Annotated in this window: 17 protein-coding genes and 1 tRNA gene; 12 read left to right on the top strand and 6 right to left on the bottom strand. The window is 65.6% G+C overall.

All coding sequences use genetic code 11. The features are described 5' to 3' along the window. Positions 1 to 47 precede the first annotated feature (47 nt). Positions 48 to 1235, top strand: a complete 1188-nt coding sequence (locus tag JLZ96_RS23295; protein WP_027494468.1) for a DNA polymerase III subunit delta' — start codon at positions 48 to 50, stop codon at positions 1233 to 1235. Here JLZ96_RS23295 and JLZ96_RS23290 read toward each other — a convergent pair. After that, the gene (locus JLZ96_RS23290; protein ID WP_201011377.1) at positions 1232 to 1750 is read right to left on the bottom strand and encodes a CGNR zinc finger domain-containing protein; all 519 of its coding nucleotides are present in this window, start codon (positions 1748 to 1750) and stop codon (positions 1232 to 1234) included. The genes JLZ96_RS23295 and JLZ96_RS23290 overlap by 4 nt on opposite strands. 87 nt (positions 1751 to 1837) lie before the next feature. Between JLZ96_RS23290 and JLZ96_RS23285 the strand changes: the two genes are divergently transcribed. From JLZ96_RS23285 to JLZ96_RS23270, 4 genes are all read left to right on the top strand, one after another. Then, a complete protein-coding gene (locus JLZ96_RS23285) occupies positions 1838 to 2533 on the top strand; it encodes an SDR family oxidoreductase (protein WP_201011376.1) in 696 nt (231 codons plus the stop codon). A 66-nt stretch (positions 2534 to 2599) separates the two neighbouring features. Beyond that, positions 2600 to 2672: transfer RNA gene (locus JLZ96_RS23280), tRNA-Thr, on the top strand. Positions 2673 to 2799: 127 nt separating this feature from the next. Further along, the gene (locus JLZ96_RS23275; RefSeq protein WP_032364533.1) at positions 2800 to 3018 is read left to right on the top strand and encodes a hypothetical protein; all 219 of its coding nucleotides are present in this window, start codon (positions 2800 to 2802) and stop codon (positions 3016 to 3018) included. 52 nt (positions 3019 to 3070) lie between these two features. Next, entirely contained in the window at positions 3071 to 3880 is an 810-nt protein-coding gene (locus JLZ96_RS23270) for an alpha/beta fold hydrolase (RefSeq protein WP_201011375.1), read from the top strand. Here JLZ96_RS23270 and JLZ96_RS23265 read toward each other — a convergent pair. The 4 genes from JLZ96_RS23265 to JLZ96_RS23250 are packed head-to-tail and all read right to left on the bottom strand — an operon-like array spanning position 3870 to position 7885. Next, positions 3870 to 4682, bottom strand: coding sequence for an ABC transporter permease (locus tag JLZ96_RS23265; RefSeq protein WP_201011374.1), 813 nt, complete (start codon positions 4680 to 4682; stop codon positions 3870 to 3872). The genes JLZ96_RS23270 and JLZ96_RS23265 overlap by 11 nt on opposite strands. Continuing rightward, on the bottom strand, positions 4679 to 5641 hold the full coding sequence (locus JLZ96_RS23260) for an ABC transporter ATP-binding protein (RefSeq protein ID WP_201011373.1): 963 nt from the start codon (positions 5639 to 5641) through the stop codon (positions 4679 to 4681). Before JLZ96_RS23260 ends, JLZ96_RS23265 begins: the two co-directional genes overlap by 4 nt. Beyond that, on the bottom strand, positions 5638 to 6729 hold the full coding sequence (locus JLZ96_RS23255; protein WP_201011372.1) for a hypothetical protein: 1092 nt from the start codon (positions 6727 to 6729) through the stop codon (positions 5638 to 5640). Before JLZ96_RS23255 ends, JLZ96_RS23260 begins: the two co-directional genes overlap by 4 nt. Before the next feature lie 58 nt (positions 6730 to 6787). Next, positions 6788 to 7885, bottom strand: coding sequence for a DNA alkylation repair protein (locus tag JLZ96_RS23250; RefSeq protein ID WP_201011371.1), 1098 nt, complete (start codon positions 7883 to 7885; stop codon positions 6788 to 6790). Positions 7886 to 8188: 303 nt separating this feature from the next. On the opposite strand from JLZ96_RS23250, the gene JLZ96_RS23245 reads away from it, so the two are divergent. Both JLZ96_RS23245 and JLZ96_RS23240 read left to right on the top strand, forming a co-directional pair. Continuing rightward, complete coding sequence (locus tag JLZ96_RS23245) at positions 8189 to 10675, top strand: bifunctional diguanylate cyclase/phosphodiesterase (protein ID WP_201011370.1); 2487 nt, start codon at positions 8189 to 8191, stop codon at positions 10673 to 10675. A gap of 89 nt (positions 10676 to 10764) precedes the next feature. Beyond that, on the top strand, positions 10765 to 11856 hold the full coding sequence (locus JLZ96_RS23240) for a spore photoproduct lyase family protein (RefSeq protein ID WP_201011369.1): 1092 nt from the start codon (positions 10765 to 10767) through the stop codon (positions 11854 to 11856). Positions 11857 to 11860: 4 nt separating this feature from the next. Here the strand turns inward: JLZ96_RS23240 and JLZ96_RS23235 are convergent, their stop codons facing one another. Further along, the gene (locus tag JLZ96_RS23235) at positions 11861 to 12229 is read right to left on the bottom strand and encodes a helix-turn-helix domain-containing protein (protein ID WP_032364524.1); all 369 of its coding nucleotides are present in this window, start codon (positions 12227 to 12229) and stop codon (positions 11861 to 11863) included. Between the two features lie 79 nt (positions 12230 to 12308). Here JLZ96_RS23235 and JLZ96_RS23230 point away from each other — a divergent pair, with 79 nt between their 5' ends. The 5 genes from JLZ96_RS23230 to JLZ96_RS23210 all read left to right on the top strand — a co-directional run bounded on the left by JLZ96_RS23230 (position 12309) and on the right by JLZ96_RS23210 (position 17137). Continuing rightward, a complete protein-coding gene (locus JLZ96_RS23230; protein ID WP_201011368.1) occupies positions 12309 to 12719 on the top strand; it encodes a RidA family protein in 411 nt (136 codons plus the stop codon). Positions 12720 to 12794: 75 nt separating this feature from the next. Then, positions 12795 to 13352, top strand: a complete 558-nt coding sequence (locus JLZ96_RS23225; RefSeq protein ID WP_027494440.1) for a dihydrofolate reductase family protein — start codon at positions 12795 to 12797, stop codon at positions 13350 to 13352. A 39-nt stretch (positions 13353 to 13391) separates the two neighbouring features. After that, the gene (locus tag JLZ96_RS23220) at positions 13392 to 14627 is read left to right on the top strand and encodes an AGE family epimerase/isomerase (protein ID WP_201011367.1); all 1236 of its coding nucleotides are present in this window, start codon (positions 13392 to 13394) and stop codon (positions 14625 to 14627) included. 48 nt (positions 14628 to 14675) lie between these two features. Then, on the top strand, positions 14676 to 16031 hold the full coding sequence (locus tag JLZ96_RS23215) for a hypothetical protein (RefSeq protein WP_201011366.1): 1356 nt from the start codon (positions 14676 to 14678) through the stop codon (positions 16029 to 16031). Then, positions 16028 to 17137: a hypothetical protein gene (locus JLZ96_RS23210; protein ID WP_201011365.1), complete on the top strand. Its 1110-nt coding sequence runs from the start codon at positions 16028 to 16030 to the stop codon at positions 17135 to 17137. Before JLZ96_RS23215 ends, JLZ96_RS23210 begins: the two co-directional genes overlap by 4 nt. Positions 17138 to 17153 lie beyond the last annotated feature (16 nt).

Raw genomic sequence — 17153 nt, 5'->3', positions numbered from 1 at the left:
GAACAGTGCGCCGGGACTAGTCGGTCCCAACCGTTAGGGTTGCCAGCATGGCGGGTGTGTTCGATCGTTTGGTCGGTCAGGAAGATGTCGAGGCCGATCTGACGGCTGCAGCAGTGGCTGCTCGTACGGGCGTCGACTCGTCGGCGATGACGCATTCGTGGCTCTTCACCGGCCCTCCCGGGTCCGGGCGTTCCATCGCCGCCCTGTGCTTCGCTGCGGCGTTGCAGTGCACCACCGAGGGCACTCCGGGGTGCGGACACTGTCAGGCGTGCTCGACGACGATGGCAGGCACTCACGGCGATGTGCGACGCGTCATCCCGGAGGGTCTGAGCATCAGCACCAAGGAGATGCGAGACATCGTCTCGGTCGCGTCGCGTCGGCCGAGCACCGGTCTGTGGCAGGTGGTCGTCGTCGAGGATGCCGATCGACTCACCGAGGGTGCCGGAAACGTACTGCTCAAGGTCGTCGAGGAGCCGCCCGCTCGGACGGTGTTCCTGTTGTGCGCTCCGTCGGTCGATCCGCAGGACATCTCGGTGACGCTGCGCTCGCGCTGCCGGCACGTCTCGTTGGTGACGCCCACCGTGCCGGCCATCGCGCAGGTGCTGCAGACCCGCGACAAGCTCGACGCCGAGACGGCGGAATGGGCCGCGTCGATCAGCGGCGGCCATGTGGGCAGAGCACGCCGACTCGCGACCGACGAGGACGCGCGGGCGCGACGCAAGCGGGCACTTGCCCTGGCGTCGGCTGCTGCTCGCCCCAATCAGGCGTACCTCGCAGCCGAGGAACTGGTGAAGGCCGCCGAGGACGAGGCCAAGGAAATGAGTGCCACTCGTGACGAGGCCGAGACCGAGGAGTTGCGCACGGCCCTCGGAGCCGGAGGCACAGGTAAGGGCGCTGCCGGAGCATTGCGCGGCTCGGCGGGCGTGCTCAAGGACCTGGAGAAGCGGCAGAAGTCTCGCGCCACCAGAACCGGCCGCGACTCGCTGGATCGGGCGTTGATGGACCTGGTGGGCCTGTACCGCGACGCGCTCGCACGTTCGTACGGCTCGACCGCGACGGCCACGCACCCCGACATGGCCGAGCAGGTCGAGCGAATGGCGAAAGCCGTGCCGCCCGAGGCTCTGCTGAAAAGCATCGAGGCGATCCTCGAATGCCGAGAGTCGTTGGCTGTCAACGCAAAACCCAAATTTGCGATCTATGCGATGGTCGCGACGCTCGGCGACGTGCTGCGTTAGTCCATCGCTTTTTTCCGCGCCCGCGAAGCGCGAAGATTGGCGACATTGCCGCACGTCTTCACGTCGTGCCAGACGCCGCTGTTGTTGCGGGAGCGGTCGTAGAAGGCAGATCCACATGCCTCGTTCTTGCATCGCTTGAGTCGACGCCACGTGTCCGCTTGTTGGGCGAGAAGCACTTCGGACCACATTTTCGACGCGATGTAGTCGGCCCCGGTGCCGGTCGGCATCAGTCGTACGGTGCCGTCGCCGCCCGGTAGAAGTTCCGCTCGGACGGCCGGACGCGTGGGCAGGTCGCCGGCAATGGCCGCTTCGACATCCGAGCGCAGAGCCCGCAGCGTGGCCGCATCGTCGTCCGACAGCGTGGTCTCCCACACGAGCGATGCTGCCTTCCCGTCCGCTAGGAGGTCGGGGAGGCCGTACGCGTCGATGGCTCGCGTGTTGAGCAGATTCTGAACCACCTGCAGTCCGTCGGGTGCCGGTGCGAGATGAAAGCGCTCCGTCGGCGACTGTGACATAAGTGAACAGTATTTGACTATGTCGAACTGGTCAACTACTACTGACAGAGTCAAAAGCATTTAACCTCTGTCGTAAGGGTGAGTTCGATGGTGTCTGTTTCGGGAGCAACGGTATTGGTGACCGGCGGTCAGCGCGGTCTGGGCAAGGCGACAGTCGACGCATTGCTCGAGCGTGGGGCAACGAAGGTGTACGCGACTGCGAGGAGCCCGCGAGAGGGCTCGGATCCTCGGGTGGTGCCCGTTGCTCTCGATGTCACCGACATGGATTCCGTTGCCGCACTTGCCGATATCGCGTCCGATGTGTCGATCGTCTTCAACAACGCCGGCGCTCCCGGAACGACACCGCTGCTGACGACGTCTATCGATGAGGTTCGCGCGGTATTCGAGACCAATGTCTTCGGCGCGCTGCGAATCGCGCAAGAATTCGCTCCGATACTGAAGGCAAACGGCGGCGGGGCGTTGGTCGACATTCACTCGGTGCTGTCGTGGCTCGGCGGTGCAGGTGCCTACGGGGCATCGAAGGCGGCGATTTGGTCGGCCACCAACTCGCTCCGGCTCGAGCTCGCACCGCAGGGAACCCTCGTTGTCGGGGTGCATCTCGGGTACACCGACACCGACATGATCGCCGAACTCGACGTCCCGAAGAACGACCCGCGCGACGTGGTGCGCCAGGTGCTCGACGCCCTGGAGGCCGGGGAGACCGAAGTGCTCGCCGACGACCTGACCAGGCACGTCAAGACGATCCTCAGCGGGCCTGCGGAAGGACTCGGCCTCGCGGGCTGACCGTCAGGGAGGGCGATTTTCGTTTCGACCCGATGCTCCGTTAGACTCACCAACGCCGAAAGGCACGCCGCCTTAGCTCAGTCGGTAGAGCATTTCACTCGTAATGAAAAGGTCAAGAGTTCGATTCTCTTAGGCGGCTCAGACTTAGAAGCCCCTCACCGGATATATCTGTGAGGGGCTTTTTCGTATTCCGCTCCGGTGAGCGTCGGACTCGTCAGCGTCGCGGACCCCGCGACATCCATCACCGAACGAACAGGAACACCCACATGATCGACGCCGTCATCTTCACCAACTACTCCGATACCGAAACCCCCGTCCGAATCAGCACCATCGACGGACACCAGCATGTCGGCAAGATCGGGGCCGTGGACAACAACGATGAGGACGGTGGCTTCATCACCGTCGCCCTCACCGAAGTCCCCACAGGGTCTCCCTACGTCACCGTCGTCATCGCTGTCGACGCGATCACCGCCATCGAAAGCTGAACCGCAGACACCCTGACCTTCCGCACCACCGTCGACGGGCACACTGGACGAGGTGTTCGCCTCCCTCGCCCCGGCTCGTCGTCACCTCGTGTACGTCGTACTCGCTCTCGTCCTGATCGGGCTCGTCGTAGCCGTGGCGGCCTTCGTCGCATCGCGGACCACGAACGACCCCGTCGCGAGCGTCGACCAGTCGGTTCCCGGCCCGGTGCTGCTGGTCCCCGGGTTCGGCGGATCCACCGATGCTCTCGAGGTGCTTGCGGCGGAACTACGGGAGAACGGCCGCGACGCCACCGTCGTGGCTCTGCCCGATGGTGGCGTCGGCGACCTGACCGCACAGGCGCAGACACTGCGCGACGCCGTCGACGCGGCACTGACTCGGACGGGAGCGACCTCGGTCGACGTCGTCGGGTACTCCGCCGGCGGGGTGGTGGCCCGGATCTGGGCCGCTGAGCTGGGCGGTGCCGAGCAGGCTCGACGCATCGTGACCCTCGGCTCCCCGCACCACGGCACCCAGGTGGCGGGTCTGGCTGCCCAGGTCCTGCCCGACCGGTGCCCGATCGCCTGCCAACAGCTGGCCCCGAACAGCTCCGTGCTGGCCGGCTTGAACTCGGGCGACGAGACGCCGGACGGGCCGCAGTGGGTGTCGATCTGGACCGAACTGGATCAGGTCGTGACCCCGCCGAACTCGGCCCGCCTCGACGGGGCACTCGACATCCCCGTCCAGAGCGTGTGCGCGGACTCGGCCGTCGACCACGGAAACCTGCCCCGTGATCCTCTCGTCGGCGCGATGGTCTCGGCCCAGTTGGACGGCAGCTCTACCGTCGAGCTCGGCGCAGCCGACTGCAGCCGTCTCAGCTCGTGATGTCCTTGGTCGTGAAGTTCGCCCACGCAGCCCCCAGGAGCACGACGACGTAGACGCCCTGCAATCCGACGCCGCGCACCAGGTCCCGCGTCGGCACCGGGTCGCGGAAGAGGTCGACGAAAGCCAGCCAGTACCGCGTCGGCAGGTACGGCGCGAGGGCGTCGGCCGCATCCAGGGTCAGCAGTAGCGAGCTGGCGATGAGGAAGGCCAACGCGCCCAGCGTCGCGGCGAGCGGGGAGTCGGTCAGGGTCGAGAGGAACAACCCCATGGCAGCGACTCCGAGCATCGACAGCGTCACGTAGAGCACCGCGATGACGGTGCGTACGGCGACCTGTTGATCGGTCAGCACCGTGCCCGAGACGCTGGCGACACCGGCCAACGACGTGGTGTCGAACAGCGTCGTGCCGACGAAGTACGCGACGGCTGCCACGATGACCACGGCCAGCAGCACGAACGCGGCCACCGAGATCAGCTTCGCCACCAGCAGCTTCGTTCGTCCCACCGGGCGAGCCAGCAGGTAGCGCAGGGTGCCGGCCTGGGCTTCCCCGGCGACGGAATCGCCGGCGATGACCGACACCGCGACGGGCAGGAACAGCGGGAGCACGATGGCGAGAGCGGCGAGTGGGAAGAGCTGGCCGTTCGTGGTCACCGCGGACAGGAAGGCAGGGCCGTCGCCGGGACGCGGACCGACGTCGGTGAGGGCCAGCAGGCCCGCGACGATGGTGGGCAGCAGGTTCAGCAGGAGGATGACGACCCAGGTGCGGGGTCGGCGAAGCATCGCGCGCAGTTCGACGCCGATCATGCGGTCACCTCCGATCGGACGGAACCGTCGCGAGGGCCAGCGGGACCGTCGACTCGGTCCGCGCTGGTGCCGGTGACCGCCAGTACCGACTGCTCGAGGCTCATCTGCTGCGGGCTCAACTCGCTCACCCGGACTCCGCCTTCGACGAGCAGTCGATTGAGCAAGGCCGGATCAGGGTGTTCGATCACGAGTTGCTGCCCGTCACGCTCGAGCACGGTGGCGTCCTCCACATCGGACAGGACCGTCACCGCGTCGGCGGGGTCGGGGGTACGCACGAGCACTCGGCCGGTGGGTTGCTGGAATGCAGAGAGCTGATCCTGCAGAACGAGGCGACCTCGATCGAGCACTCCCACTCGGTCGCACAATTGCTCCACTTCGGCCAGCAGGTGGCTCGAGAGGAACACGGTTGTGCCCCGGGAATGCAAGTCCAGCAACAACTCTCGAATCTCGAGGATCCCCTGTGGATCGAGGCCGTTGGTCGGCTCGTCGAGTATCAGCAGCTCGGGGGTGCGCATGAGCGCCGCGGCCAAACCGAGGCGTTGCCGCATGCCGAGCGAGTACTGCTTGACCGGCCTGCGTCCGACCCCGGCGAGGCCCACCTGCTCGAGGGCCTCGCCCACGCGGGCGGTTCGGGTGCGCCGAGAACCACCAGGGCCGGCCGCGTCGAGCAGCGTGAGGTTTCGTCGCCCAGAAAGATTGGGGTAGGCGGCGGGGTTCTCGATCAGTGCCCCCACCCGTGGCAGCACACTCCTGCGTCGTCGGGGCATCTCCTCGCCGAGCACCTGCATCTGCCCGGAGGTGGCCAGGACCAGCCCGAGCAGCATCCGCACGGTCGTCGTCTTGCCGGAGCCGTTCGCGCCCACGAAGCCGTAGATGTCGCCGGCGCGTACGTCGAGGTCGACGCCGTCGACGGCCCGCACCGATCCGTAACGCTTGGTGAGGCCGGTCGTGCGGATCATGTGGCTGCTCCTTCGAGCTGCTGGGCGGCGGTGGCCAAGGTTTCTGCGGTGACAGTGCCGGAGAGCAGATATCGGCGGCGGTCTCCGGCGGGCTCGGTGATCAGGACGTTCAGCGGTCCGATCGACAGTGCGACGCTGTCGCCGGTCACGACCGCGCCGGGAGCGGCCCGCAACTGGTCGACGAGCCCGCGCGCAGCGCGACGCGGCAGCGGAGCGACGATCAGCTCGGTCACTCCGCGGCCGTATATCCCGACGGCCCCCGGTCCGTCGCGGTCCCGCAGATTCAGTCCGGACAGAGTGGACGGAAGACGGGGAGAGTCGATCCCGTCGGCGAACGAGGCGATGTCGAGACCGTCCTGCTGGTGCACATCGGTTCCCGGGGGCGGGACGAAACGGACGGTGTCGGCGTCGGGCATCTCGGGTGAGAAGTCCAGGAACGCGGTGCTGACGACAGGGCGAGCGGCCCCGCCGGCGAGCACGTCGACCTGCAGTGGCAGCCCGCTGTCGGGGTCGGCCCACACGTCGACCTCGGTGATGGTGCTCTGCGGCTCGGCGGGGACGAGCCGCAGACCAGGGGCGTCCCGGCCGGCAATGCGGCGGGTCGGCAGCCGGGTGACCTCGTCGGTGGTCGCCTCACTGAGCAACCGCTGCCCGAGCTCCGGCGGCAGCAGATCGGCCTCGCGCGGCAGACGCAGGCTCGGTTCGGGGACCGGGGTTGCCACGGCCGTGTTCTGTTCGTAGTCCCATCTCCACAGCAGAGCCGAGGACCGGTAGAGACCGCGTTCACCGGCGAGGCGGACGGTGTCGACCCGAAAGCTGTACGGGGCGCGGTACCAGGCGCGCAGGGTCGTGGTGTCGCCCAACAGATCCGGTAGGCCGCCGAGTCCGTCGGTGACCGGCAGGGTGACGCCGCCAACGGCCTGGGCGTAGCCCGAATACGGTGTTGCGGTGGAGGACTGGACCCGAGACAGCAGTTCCGCCGCACCGATGTCCGACGCGGCGACGGGCAGGCGCTCGATCACCGAGGGCGCGGCGACGAGCACGGTGATGCCGAGCACCACCGCCAGCCACCGCCACTGTCCACGCACCTCATCGACCGTACGGACGTAGCCGATGTGCCGCATGTGCGTGGTACAAAACTCGCGGCTAGCGGACGAGCACGAACTCCGCGAGACCGTAACTCACACCGTTGATCTGGAGCTCGATCGAGTGCGGGCCGGGGTAGTACGTGCGTGTGGTCAACGTTCTGAACGAGTGTCGGCGCGCAACCTCGATGCTCTCTCCGGGCGCGACCGATTTGATCGTCAGCTTGAACGTTTTCCCGGTCACTCCGCCGTTCGCTTTGGTGTGGTGGACGACGTAGTCGATCGCGATCCTTGCGGGCTCGACGCCGACGTTGCGAATTTTCGCGGTGAATCCCAGGCTCTCGCCGATCTGCAACTCGGTCACGTCCACGGCAGGGCCCGTCACCTCGAGGTCGGCCGGGGCGAAACCCAATAACGCGAGCGCGTCGGTGTTCCCCTTCTTGATCACCGTCCGAAGCGCATGGCGCGCAAGCCGGTCGGTGTTGGCGTCCGGCTCGCCCAGCCACCGCGCCGCGGTCCCGACCACGACATCCGGGATGTCTCGGCTGAAGTCGTTGAGATGGTTGGCAACCGACCGCCGAACGTAGTCGCTGTCGTCTCGGTACAGCCTGTCCAGAATCGGTACGGTGACGCCGGGGCGCGCGAGTATTTCGGGCACTCTCACCGACCACGGCAAGTACGGTCGGGTGCCTTCCGACGCGAGGCGGCGTACGTGTTCGTCCGGTGATCGCGTCCACTCGGCCGCGATGGCGAGAGCCCGATCCAGATCGGTTCGGAGAAAGGTCCGGATGGCGAATTCGGAGGTCAGTCGGCCGGTGAGCTCGGCGAGCAAGGACATCCCGTCGTCGAACGCGGTCGCAGTGCGCTCGTCGACGGCCTTCGATGCGACAGCACTCGTCACGGGCCAGACCGACCAGCCTCGAAAGTCGGGATCCGCGGCGGCGAGCCGAATGGTCCGAGCGAACTGGGCGTAGTCGCCCGGCAGCCCTGTCAGTAGCGCGTCACGCAGCAGGTCGGCGCGGGCTCGGAGTGCGAGCGGACCCAACCCGTCCGACGACTCTCGAAGCAACGACAGATCCGCGTTCGGAGCAGCCGTGCGGATGGTCCGAAACAGCGTGTGGGCTGCGTCCGGACCGAGTAGTTCATCGGCGAAGGGCATGAGAGCTTCTTACCCGACGCATCGCGTTCGTTCGGCGGCGGACCGAAGGTGCGGATTATCCGGCGAAACGCCCGATTCTCGGCTGCCCGAACGGCAGCAGTGTAAAAAGAACTGCGATAATCTTCGCGAAACACAATGTGCTGAAACGCTGGTCAATGCGGGTTTTCGGTGGTGAAGTATCGAATTCCGGTCTCGGTCCGATCATTCTGTGCAACGCGCTACGAACCTGGGGGGTCGCATCGTGCTCGTCGTCGACTCGAACCGACTCGTGAGCCCGGTGTACCGAGCCGATGAGCGATCGCGGTGAGCGGGTGGCTCTGGGTGGTGATCCTCAACGGGATCACCGCTGCTGCGTACTCGGGGATCGTGCTGTTCATCGTCCGAGGGCTGTTGCGAACCGGGCAGTTTCGCGCCAACCGGCTCGCGGTCGCCACCGCCGCGATCTTCACGACGTGTGCCGCCCACCACTTGATCCATGCGTGGCATCTGACGGCCGGGCTCGGCACTCACGCAGCGCATCTCGGTACCGATTCCGGCATGGGAACCCTGGACGCGATGCGGGAGTCGATGGGCGGGACCGTCGATGTGATGGTGACGGCCTCGACGGCACTCGCCGGCGTCGTCTACCTGGGGATGCGCCGCTTCTACGGACCGTTGCTCCGCTCACCTGCGATGTTCGACGACGCGAGCGAGGCCCGGTATCGGCAGCTGGCGGCGAACCTCCCGCACACGTCGGTGCTGGTCGTCGATCGCGACCTGCGATTCATTCTCGTCGAAGGTGCCGGACTGCTGGCGGAAGGATACGACCCGCGGCGGATGGAGGGGCAGCTGCTGCAAGACACTGTGCCGCCGGAGGTCTATGCCCGGCTGAAGCCGTTCTACACAGCGGCCATCGATGGGGAGGAATCGTCCTTCGACTCCGTGGGTTCCCGGACGGGTGCGATCTTCGCCGTCAAGACCCGACCTCTGCGCGATGACACAGGTCGAATCGTCGGCGCGATGGTGCTGTCCGAGGACGTCACCGCCGAGCGTGAGGCGCGCGCCGAGCTCGAGCAGGCGCGCGCGTTCCGTGATGCGGTGCTGACGGCATCGCCGGACGTCACCATCGTCACCGATGTCGAGACCGGGACCGTGAAGTGGGCCTCGCGCAACGTCAGGTCGTTGTTGACCGGGCCGAACCAGGACGGCTCACCCGGCGACACCGCCGCCCCCGAGGACGGGTTGGAGTCGGTGGTGGCCGAGGACATCGACGTCGTCCGGGCAGCGGACCGGGACGCTGCCTCCCTTCCGGATGGGGAGAGCGTCAGCATCCGGTACCGGGTGCGTGCGGCGGACGGCTCGCTGAGGTGGCTTTCGCGGCGCACGACCCCGTTCCGACATGGACCGGCGGGTTCAGCGGCGGAGGTGCTCTCGGTGGTGCGGGAGGTGACCGATGTCGTCGAAGCCGAGCGCGCTCTCGAGCGTGCAGCCCTGCAAGATCCGTTGACGGGCCTGCCCAACCGTATGAAGCTGCTGGAGCGAATCGGATCGGCGATCGAGCGGGGTGCGCGCACCGGCGCTGCCGCGGCGGTGCTGTTCTGCGATCTGGACGGGTTCAAACGAATCAACGACACCGGTGGCCATGCGGCCGGAGACGCCGTGCTGGTCGAGGTCGCTCGCCGCTTGCGCTCGGTGCTGCGAGCCGAGGACTCGATCGCCCGCGTCGGCGGCGACGAGTTCGTTCTGGTCCTCGATGCGTTGCCTGCGGAGAACGGGACAGGCAAGCCTGCGGGCGGCGCGCTTGCCGCACAGGTCGCCGAACGAATCCGGACGGTACTCGCAGCGCCCATCGCGTACGGAGGCCGTGAGTACGTGGTGTCGGCAAGCGTCGGGATGGTGTTGGTCCGCCGGGGCGTCAGTGCCCAGGAAGCGCTGCGCGATGCGGACTCCGCGATGTACCGGGCGAAGCAATTGGGCAAGGACCGAATCGAACTGTTCGACGACGCGCTGCGGGTGCACGCGATCGAGCGTGCGTACATCGAACAGACCCTGAGGGACGCGCTCGATCCTGATCGCGGCGGTTCCGCGACGTTCGGTGTGGCCTACCAACCGGTCTACGATCTCGGCAGTCGGCGACTCGTCAGTTTCGAGGCGCTCGCTCGCCTGCGGGACAGCACGGGCACAGCGATTTCACCCGACAGATTCATCCCGGTGGCCGAGGACACGGGGCTCATTTCCGATCTGGGTGAGCGCGTGCTCGACGACGCTCTCGGCACCCTCGCGCGGTGGAAATCCGAGAACCCGCCTACCTCCGCGTCCGACGAGCCCGTCACGATGGCCGTGAATCTCAGTGCCCGACAGGCTCAACACGTCGACATTTGTGCGGCAGTGGACGCAGCCCTCGGTCGGCATCGCATGGCTCCGGGGGACCTCGTTCTCGAACTCACCGAGTCCGTGTTGCTCGATTCCGGCTCGTCGGTCCTGCGTCAGCTCGGCGAATTACGCACGCTGGGTGTAGGAATCGCCATCGACGACTTCGGAACGGGCTTCGCGAGCCTGCGATACCTCGCTACGCTGCCGGTGAGCGCAGTGAAGATAGACCGGTCGTTCACGTCCAGCATGACCAGTGACGCGACGAGCAGCAGCATCGTCGGAGCAATCATCAACTTGGCCCGCGATCTGAAACTGGGCTGCGTTGTCGAGGGCATCGAAACTCTCGATCAACTCGAAGCCCTGCCCAATTCTGTTCAGGGACAGGGCTATCTATTGGGCAGACCCGCCGAGATCGCGTCGGATACCTGGAACTCCTGAGTGGTACTGCTGCCAATGTTCGGCGGGTTCTTTTGTCGAGCTGCGGTAACCGGGAAGCATTGCGCGCTGCGACGCGTTGAACACGAGTAATGGATGATCTTCTGGTTGCCCCCACTCGACTCTGGACACCCTCGCGTGTCCTGGTCACCAAGTCTGCGTCCGAGCTACCGCACACCGCGGAAATTCTCCGTCGGTGCGAAGCAGCAGGCGTCGCCGACATCGACATTCTGTCCGGTGACCGCCTCACCGGACTGCGTGGTGAGTCCGAGCGCGAGACCTACGCACGAGCCAAGTCGACGATGGCCGTGGTGGTCGCCCCGCCGAGTGTGCTGAAACCGCAACCGATTCCGCCGAGCGCGGACTGGCGGATCGACCTGGCCAAGGGATGCCCGGCGCATTGCCAGTACTGCTATCTCGCCGGCTCGTTGTCCGGTCCGCCGATCACCAGGGTCTTCGCCAACCTCGACGACGTGCTGGCCGGTATCGGCACTCACGCAGGCCGCGGTTCCATCACCTCCGGCACCGATGAGCGCGGGCACGAAGGCACCACATTCGAGTTATCCTGCTACACCGATCCTTTGGGGATCGAACACGTGACGGGCTCTCTTGCCGAGGCCGTTCGCAGAGTGGGCGCGGGCGTGTACGGCGACGACGTATCGCTGCGTTTCACCACCAAGTTCGACGACGTCCGCGAGTTGGTGACGCTCGACCACGGCCGCCGAACGCGAGTTCGGCTGTCGGTCAACGCCGATGACATCGCTCACCGCTTCGAGGGCGGCACGGCACGTATGCCGGCTCGGATAGAAGCGCTGCGGCAGTTGGCACTGGCCGGTTATCGAGTGGGGTTGACGATCGCGCCGATCATGCCGATCCCGCAGTGGCGCGAGCAGTACGGTCGATTGCTCGCGAATGTCTCCGACGCGTTGCGCGATGTGCCCGATCTCGATCTGACCGCCGAAATCATCACTCACCGCTTCACGCCGTCGAGCAAGGATGTGTTGTTGAGCTGGTATCCGGGAACGAAACTGGAGATGGACGAGGGCGCGCGCACAGCGAAGAGAAACAAGTTCGGCGGCGTGAAATACGTCTATCCCAAGGACACGATGGCCGAGATGCGCAGCTGGTTCGTCGACGAACTTCGCGACGTTCTGCCCGACGCGCAGCTGCTGTACTGGACGTGAACCGTCACAGGGCATCGAATCGGTCTCGCGCTCGGTCGATGTCGTCCATGTGCGTGGTTGCCCACGCCAGCAGGACGTCGACGGGAGTTCGGAGCGTTTTGCCCAGGGGAGTGATTCGATATTCCACCGCCACCGGGCGGGTGCTCAGCACCGTGCGTTCGATGATTCCGTTGCGTTCGAGCTTGCGCAGCGTTGCGGTGAGGGACTTCTGAGTCACCTCGGGAATCCCGCGGCGGAGATCGTTGAATCGGCAGGGGCGCTCGCACAATTCGTTGAGTACTTGCAGTGACCATTTGTCGAGCACCTGATCCAACAGTTCGCGGTGCGGGGCAGTGATCGTGAGTTCTGCGGTGCCGTCGGCGGTATCGGTCATGAAACCAGGTTCCCTTGAAGTGTCCTTTGTGTACCAGGTATCAACGTTATACCTGAATTTCTACGACGAAGGACCAACCATGAGCGTCACTCGATTCACCCCGCCCGGAATGATGCAACCCACCCCGTATCACCACGTGGCGGTGGGTCAGGGTTCTCGACACGTCCACGTCAGCGGTCAGATCGCCCGGAACGAGGACGGGTCGGCCATCGATACCGACGACCTCGCCGGTCAGGTTGCGCAGGCGCTGCGCAATACCGCGATCGGATTGACCGGTGCAGGAGCAACATTCGAGGACGTACTGCGGCTGACGTTCTACGTCACGCACTGGGCTCCCGAGCTGATCGGTGAGTTCATGGACGGCGTCACGCGCGTCGCCGACGAGATCGGACTGCCGACTCCCATGCCGCCGGCGTCGTTGATCGGAGTGGATTACCTCTTCGAACCGGACGTGCGGGTAGAGGTGGAAGCAATCGCGATTCTGGACTGAATCCGCGGATAGGCCGGTGACTTCTCGGCGGTGCAGAGGTCGATACCGGCAAACCCACCCGACCTCTGGAGTGACATGGCGATTCTGACCTACAACCTGCATGTTTCCCTCGACGGCTACATCGAGGATCCCGACGGCAGCCTCGACTACTCGATGCCCGACGAGGAATCGCATCGGTTCTCGAATCGACAGACCGTGGAGACGAGCGTCTTTCTGTTCGGACGGCGGCTGTACGAGGCCATGGAGGACTACTGGACCGACCCGGAACGGGCGGCCGGCGATCCCGTCGAAGCCGAATTCGCCGAGCTGTACAAGGCAACTCCCCGGGTGGTCTTCTCGGACACCCTCACTTCCGTGCCCGACGGTTGCCGGCTGGTCCGTAGTGCCGACGCCGTCGCGGAGGTGGAGCGAATGAAACGGGAGACCGAGGGCACGTTGGCCGTCGCCGGCGCGTCGTTGGCCGCATCGTTGTTCGACTCGATCGACCAGTTCGAGCTCATTGTCGTCCCGACAATCCTGGGTGGTGGAAAGCCGTACTTCCCCGTGGGGCACCGACTGAACCTGGTGCTGGAAGAGCAGAGGCACTTCCCTACGTCGGGCTGGATGTATCTGCGGTACAGGGTGGTTCGGTAAGCAGACCTGTCGTCCGGCCCGATCGCGCAGAATGGGCTCATGACATCCGGTGATCGTCGTCAGTGGTGGACCTTGCCCGCGCACCAGCGGTGGCTCGACACAGAATCGGCTCGGCTCCTCCGGTTCGGTAGCTCGCTCGAGCATCCTGCCGGGGGAGCGGCGTGGTTGAACGACCGCGGACATCCGGACCTGAGCCATCCGGCCCTGACCTACATCACTGCTCGGATGGCGCACGTGCATTTCCTGGCCTCGATGCAGGGGTATCCGGGGTCTCGTAGGAAAGCCGATCGAGTGTTCGACGGTCTACTGACGACGTTGCGGGACAGCACGAACGGCGGGTGGTTCGAGTCCAGCGCCGACGCCTCGTCCCCCGACGCGACGAAGACGGCTTACACGCATGCCTTCGTGGTGTTGGCGGCAGCCGCAGCCGCAGCGGCGGGACACCCGAGTGGACGGGGGCTTCTCGACGAAGCCCTCGAGGTCGTGGATCGGCGATTCTGGGACGAGGACTACGGCATGTGCGCGGACACCTGGAACGTGGACTGGACTGCGCTCGACGGTTATCGCGGTATCAACGCCAACATGCACATGGTCGAGGCACTGCTGGCGGCGGCCGATGCGGGTGCGCCCGAGGTCTGGCGGAGCAGGGCAGTACGCATCTGCGACAACGTGATCGGCTGGTCACAGGCGAACGAGTATCGCATTCCCGAGCATTTCACTGCGGAATGGCAGCCGATGCTCGAGTACAACAGCGGCGACACAGCAAACCAGTTCAAGCCGTACGGAGCAACGGTGGGGCACGGTTTCGAGTGGGCTCGGCTGCTCGTGCAGGCGAATCTCGTGGGCGGCAGTCCTCGTGGCCACGATTACATTGCCGCCGCCGCGTCCCTGTATCACCGCGCGGCGCAGGACGGCTGGCAACCCGGCCCGTTGCCAGGCTTCGTCTACACCACCGACTGGACTGGGCGACCGGTAGTGACAGAGCGTCTGCACTGGGTGTTGTGCGAGGCGATCGCGGCGGCCGCGACACTGGGTCGTCGGACCGGAGAAGGCCGCTACGACAACGACTATCGCGCTTGGTGGGATGTCGCCGCCGACTCCTTCGTCGACCTCGTCGACGGCTCCTGGCATCACGAACTCGACGCGGACAACAGGCCCGCAGCCACGGTGTGGAGTGGAAAGCCGGACCTGTATCACGCGGTCCAGGCGACCTGGATCAGCCGATATGCGCCGAGCTCGAGTATGTTGGCGGCGCTGCTGGCGGACTCGGCCTGAATGGCCGCATCGGACCAAAACCGTCCGTTGGGTATGTAGTGTCGTCTCGTGCGCGAAGGTAGAAGACACAACGCCGTCATCGACGTATCGGTCATCGTCACGGTGGTCGCACTCGGTGTCGTTGCGGCCGGACTGCTGCATTCGCCGGAAAGTGAACTGCCGCCCGGAAATGCTGTGTCATCCGGAGAGGCCGCACGCGACGGTGACTACTCCATCGTGTCCGAGCCCGTCGAGTATCCGGTCGACATTCCGGGGTGCTCCGAGGTCGAGCCGCCCCCGCCCAGTGAGGATGGGCGCCTCATCTCGGTCATCGGGAGTCAGGCTCCGTCCTACGACAATCCTGCCTACCCGTGGTTGACCGCGAGCAAGGCAGGAGCGATGACCGACGCTCTCGTGGGCGCACTTCCAGCGGATGTCACCGTGAAGTTGGCCGCCCCATCCCAGTCGCTGACCTTCCAACCGGTGGACGACTTCGGCGGTAATGTGCCGGAGGGCCTCGAGGCAAGCACCAGTGCCCGCGGCGACCTGACTCGCGCGGGGGTGTCTGCGTTTGCCAGCGTCGATGCTCGACCGTCGTCGACGGGGATTCCGGCCTGTGTCGCAGGCGTTCTCGACGCCCGCACCACCGAGCCCGACGGAACGGTGGTCGATACCGACGACAGTTGGTACGAGATCGGCGGTGACCGCACGAACAGTCGCAGAGCGACGGCGTATCACCCGGACGGAACTCTGGTCACCGCGAATCTCAGTACTACCGGCGGTCCCGACTTTCCCTTGGACACATCCGATTTGACCCGAATCGCGGCGCTGCCGGGTCTCCGAGTCGGTTCGCCTGCGCCGGCGGGAAACGTTGCGCCGCGTCAGGATTGCTCGGTCTCGTTCGCCGGGGAGGCGACCGCCGTGGACATCGACGAGGAGTCCTTGAACGCCGCGAACGAGGCGTTGACGACAACGTGGCAGGCGCTATCCGACGCGCCCGTCCTGAACCGGCCGATCGGGTCACTGGTACCCGATCGCACGGGCAGGGGTGCCTGTACGGAGATCGACGTAGTGAACTCCGATGTAGCGCTGTCGATTTCCGTATCCTCCGGCGCGGCACTCCCGGTGGCGAGGGACCCCTACGATCCGGAGAATGCGTACGAACCGGTTGTGGAGCTGCGAACATTGCCCGACGGTTCGGTGCTCGAATCGTACGACGTCGATCTGTCGAGCAGCATGACCGCGGAGGACGGAACCATGCGGTTGGCGAGGTCGGTCACGCTGACGCGACCGTCCGGCGTGCAGGTGTCGGTTCGGTCGACGGCGGATTTCGTTCCTGGCGGGGGCCGTTCGACACGGCCGGAACCGCTGCCATTCGAGCTACTGGATGCAGTGGCCCAAGCTCCGATCACGGAGTGGCCGTGAAGGATTCGACGACACGCACTGTTCTCGCTGCAGCCGCGGTGATGGTGGCAGTGGTATCCGTCGCCGCGGCTGCGGTCGTGCTCGTGAATGTGGACGTGTCCGTAAAGCCGTCGATGGACGATGCAACGACGTCGGCGTTCGACGAGATGCCGACGTTCTCGGAGGAGACGGAGACAATTGAGGCACCGGCTGGGCCGGCGCTCGAGCCCAGCTGGCGGATCGACGCAGAGACCGTCTACGGCAGGCAATTCGCTGCATTCCGTTCGCCGACAGCAAGTTTGACGTTCGATCTCGGGGTCACGGGCGTGATCGACGCCGGCGATGTTCTCGTCACCGCAATGGGCCTGCCGAATCCGCGGTCGTCTTCGCTCGATGCAGTCGAGTTCGTGGCCCTCGATGCTGACGACGGCAGTGTGCGATGGAAGGCGTCGCCCGGCACAGTCGACGTATGCGCGAGTGTCCCCGTTCAGGGCGACATCGTCTGTCTGGACTCGTATTCCGATGTGCAGTCCCTCGTCACTATCGGTACGAACGACGGGGTGGTGAAGCGGATACCGGTCCCCGAGGACTGGTACGTCTACGCGATCGAGAGCGACGGGACATCGGTGCTGTTGTTGGAAGGCAGCCCTGAGGATGGCGAATCCGTGTTGCACGGCGGGTCGGTGAATGCACTCGACCGAATGTGGACGCTACCGATCACCACATCCATGGGGTGGGAGGGCCTGAGTGGCACGGTGATTCACACGGCCGACGGGCGAGGCGTCGTGACGATGGGCGGAGAGGCGACATTTTTCGATCCGACCACCGGAGCACCCGTCGAGGGTCTCGACATGACCTCGGATGACACCGTCGTCGACTCCACCGGCGCTTCTGTGTGGGAGTTGCCGGATCCGTTCGATACGGACAAGGTCATCGGCAACACTCGTTATTCGATCGACGGTCCGGCGTATGTCGCGACGACGGATTCCGGTGATGTGCGGTGGCATTGGACCATCCCGGCTGGATCCGATGGGTTCACCGACAGCGGCGCTATCGCCCAGACGCGGTCGGGTGTGTTCTTCCTCGGAACCGATTCGATGGTTCGTCTCGAATCGGTTCCGAGTTGACGCCGAGCAGCTCTAC

Source organism: Rhodococcus sp. NKCM2511 (assembly GCF_014905595.1).
In the GTDB taxonomy this organism is placed as follows: domain Bacteria; phylum Actinomycetota; class Actinomycetes; order Mycobacteriales; family Mycobacteriaceae; genus Rhodococcoides; species Rhodococcoides fascians.
This window is presented reverse-complemented; position numbering and strand designations above follow the sequence as displayed.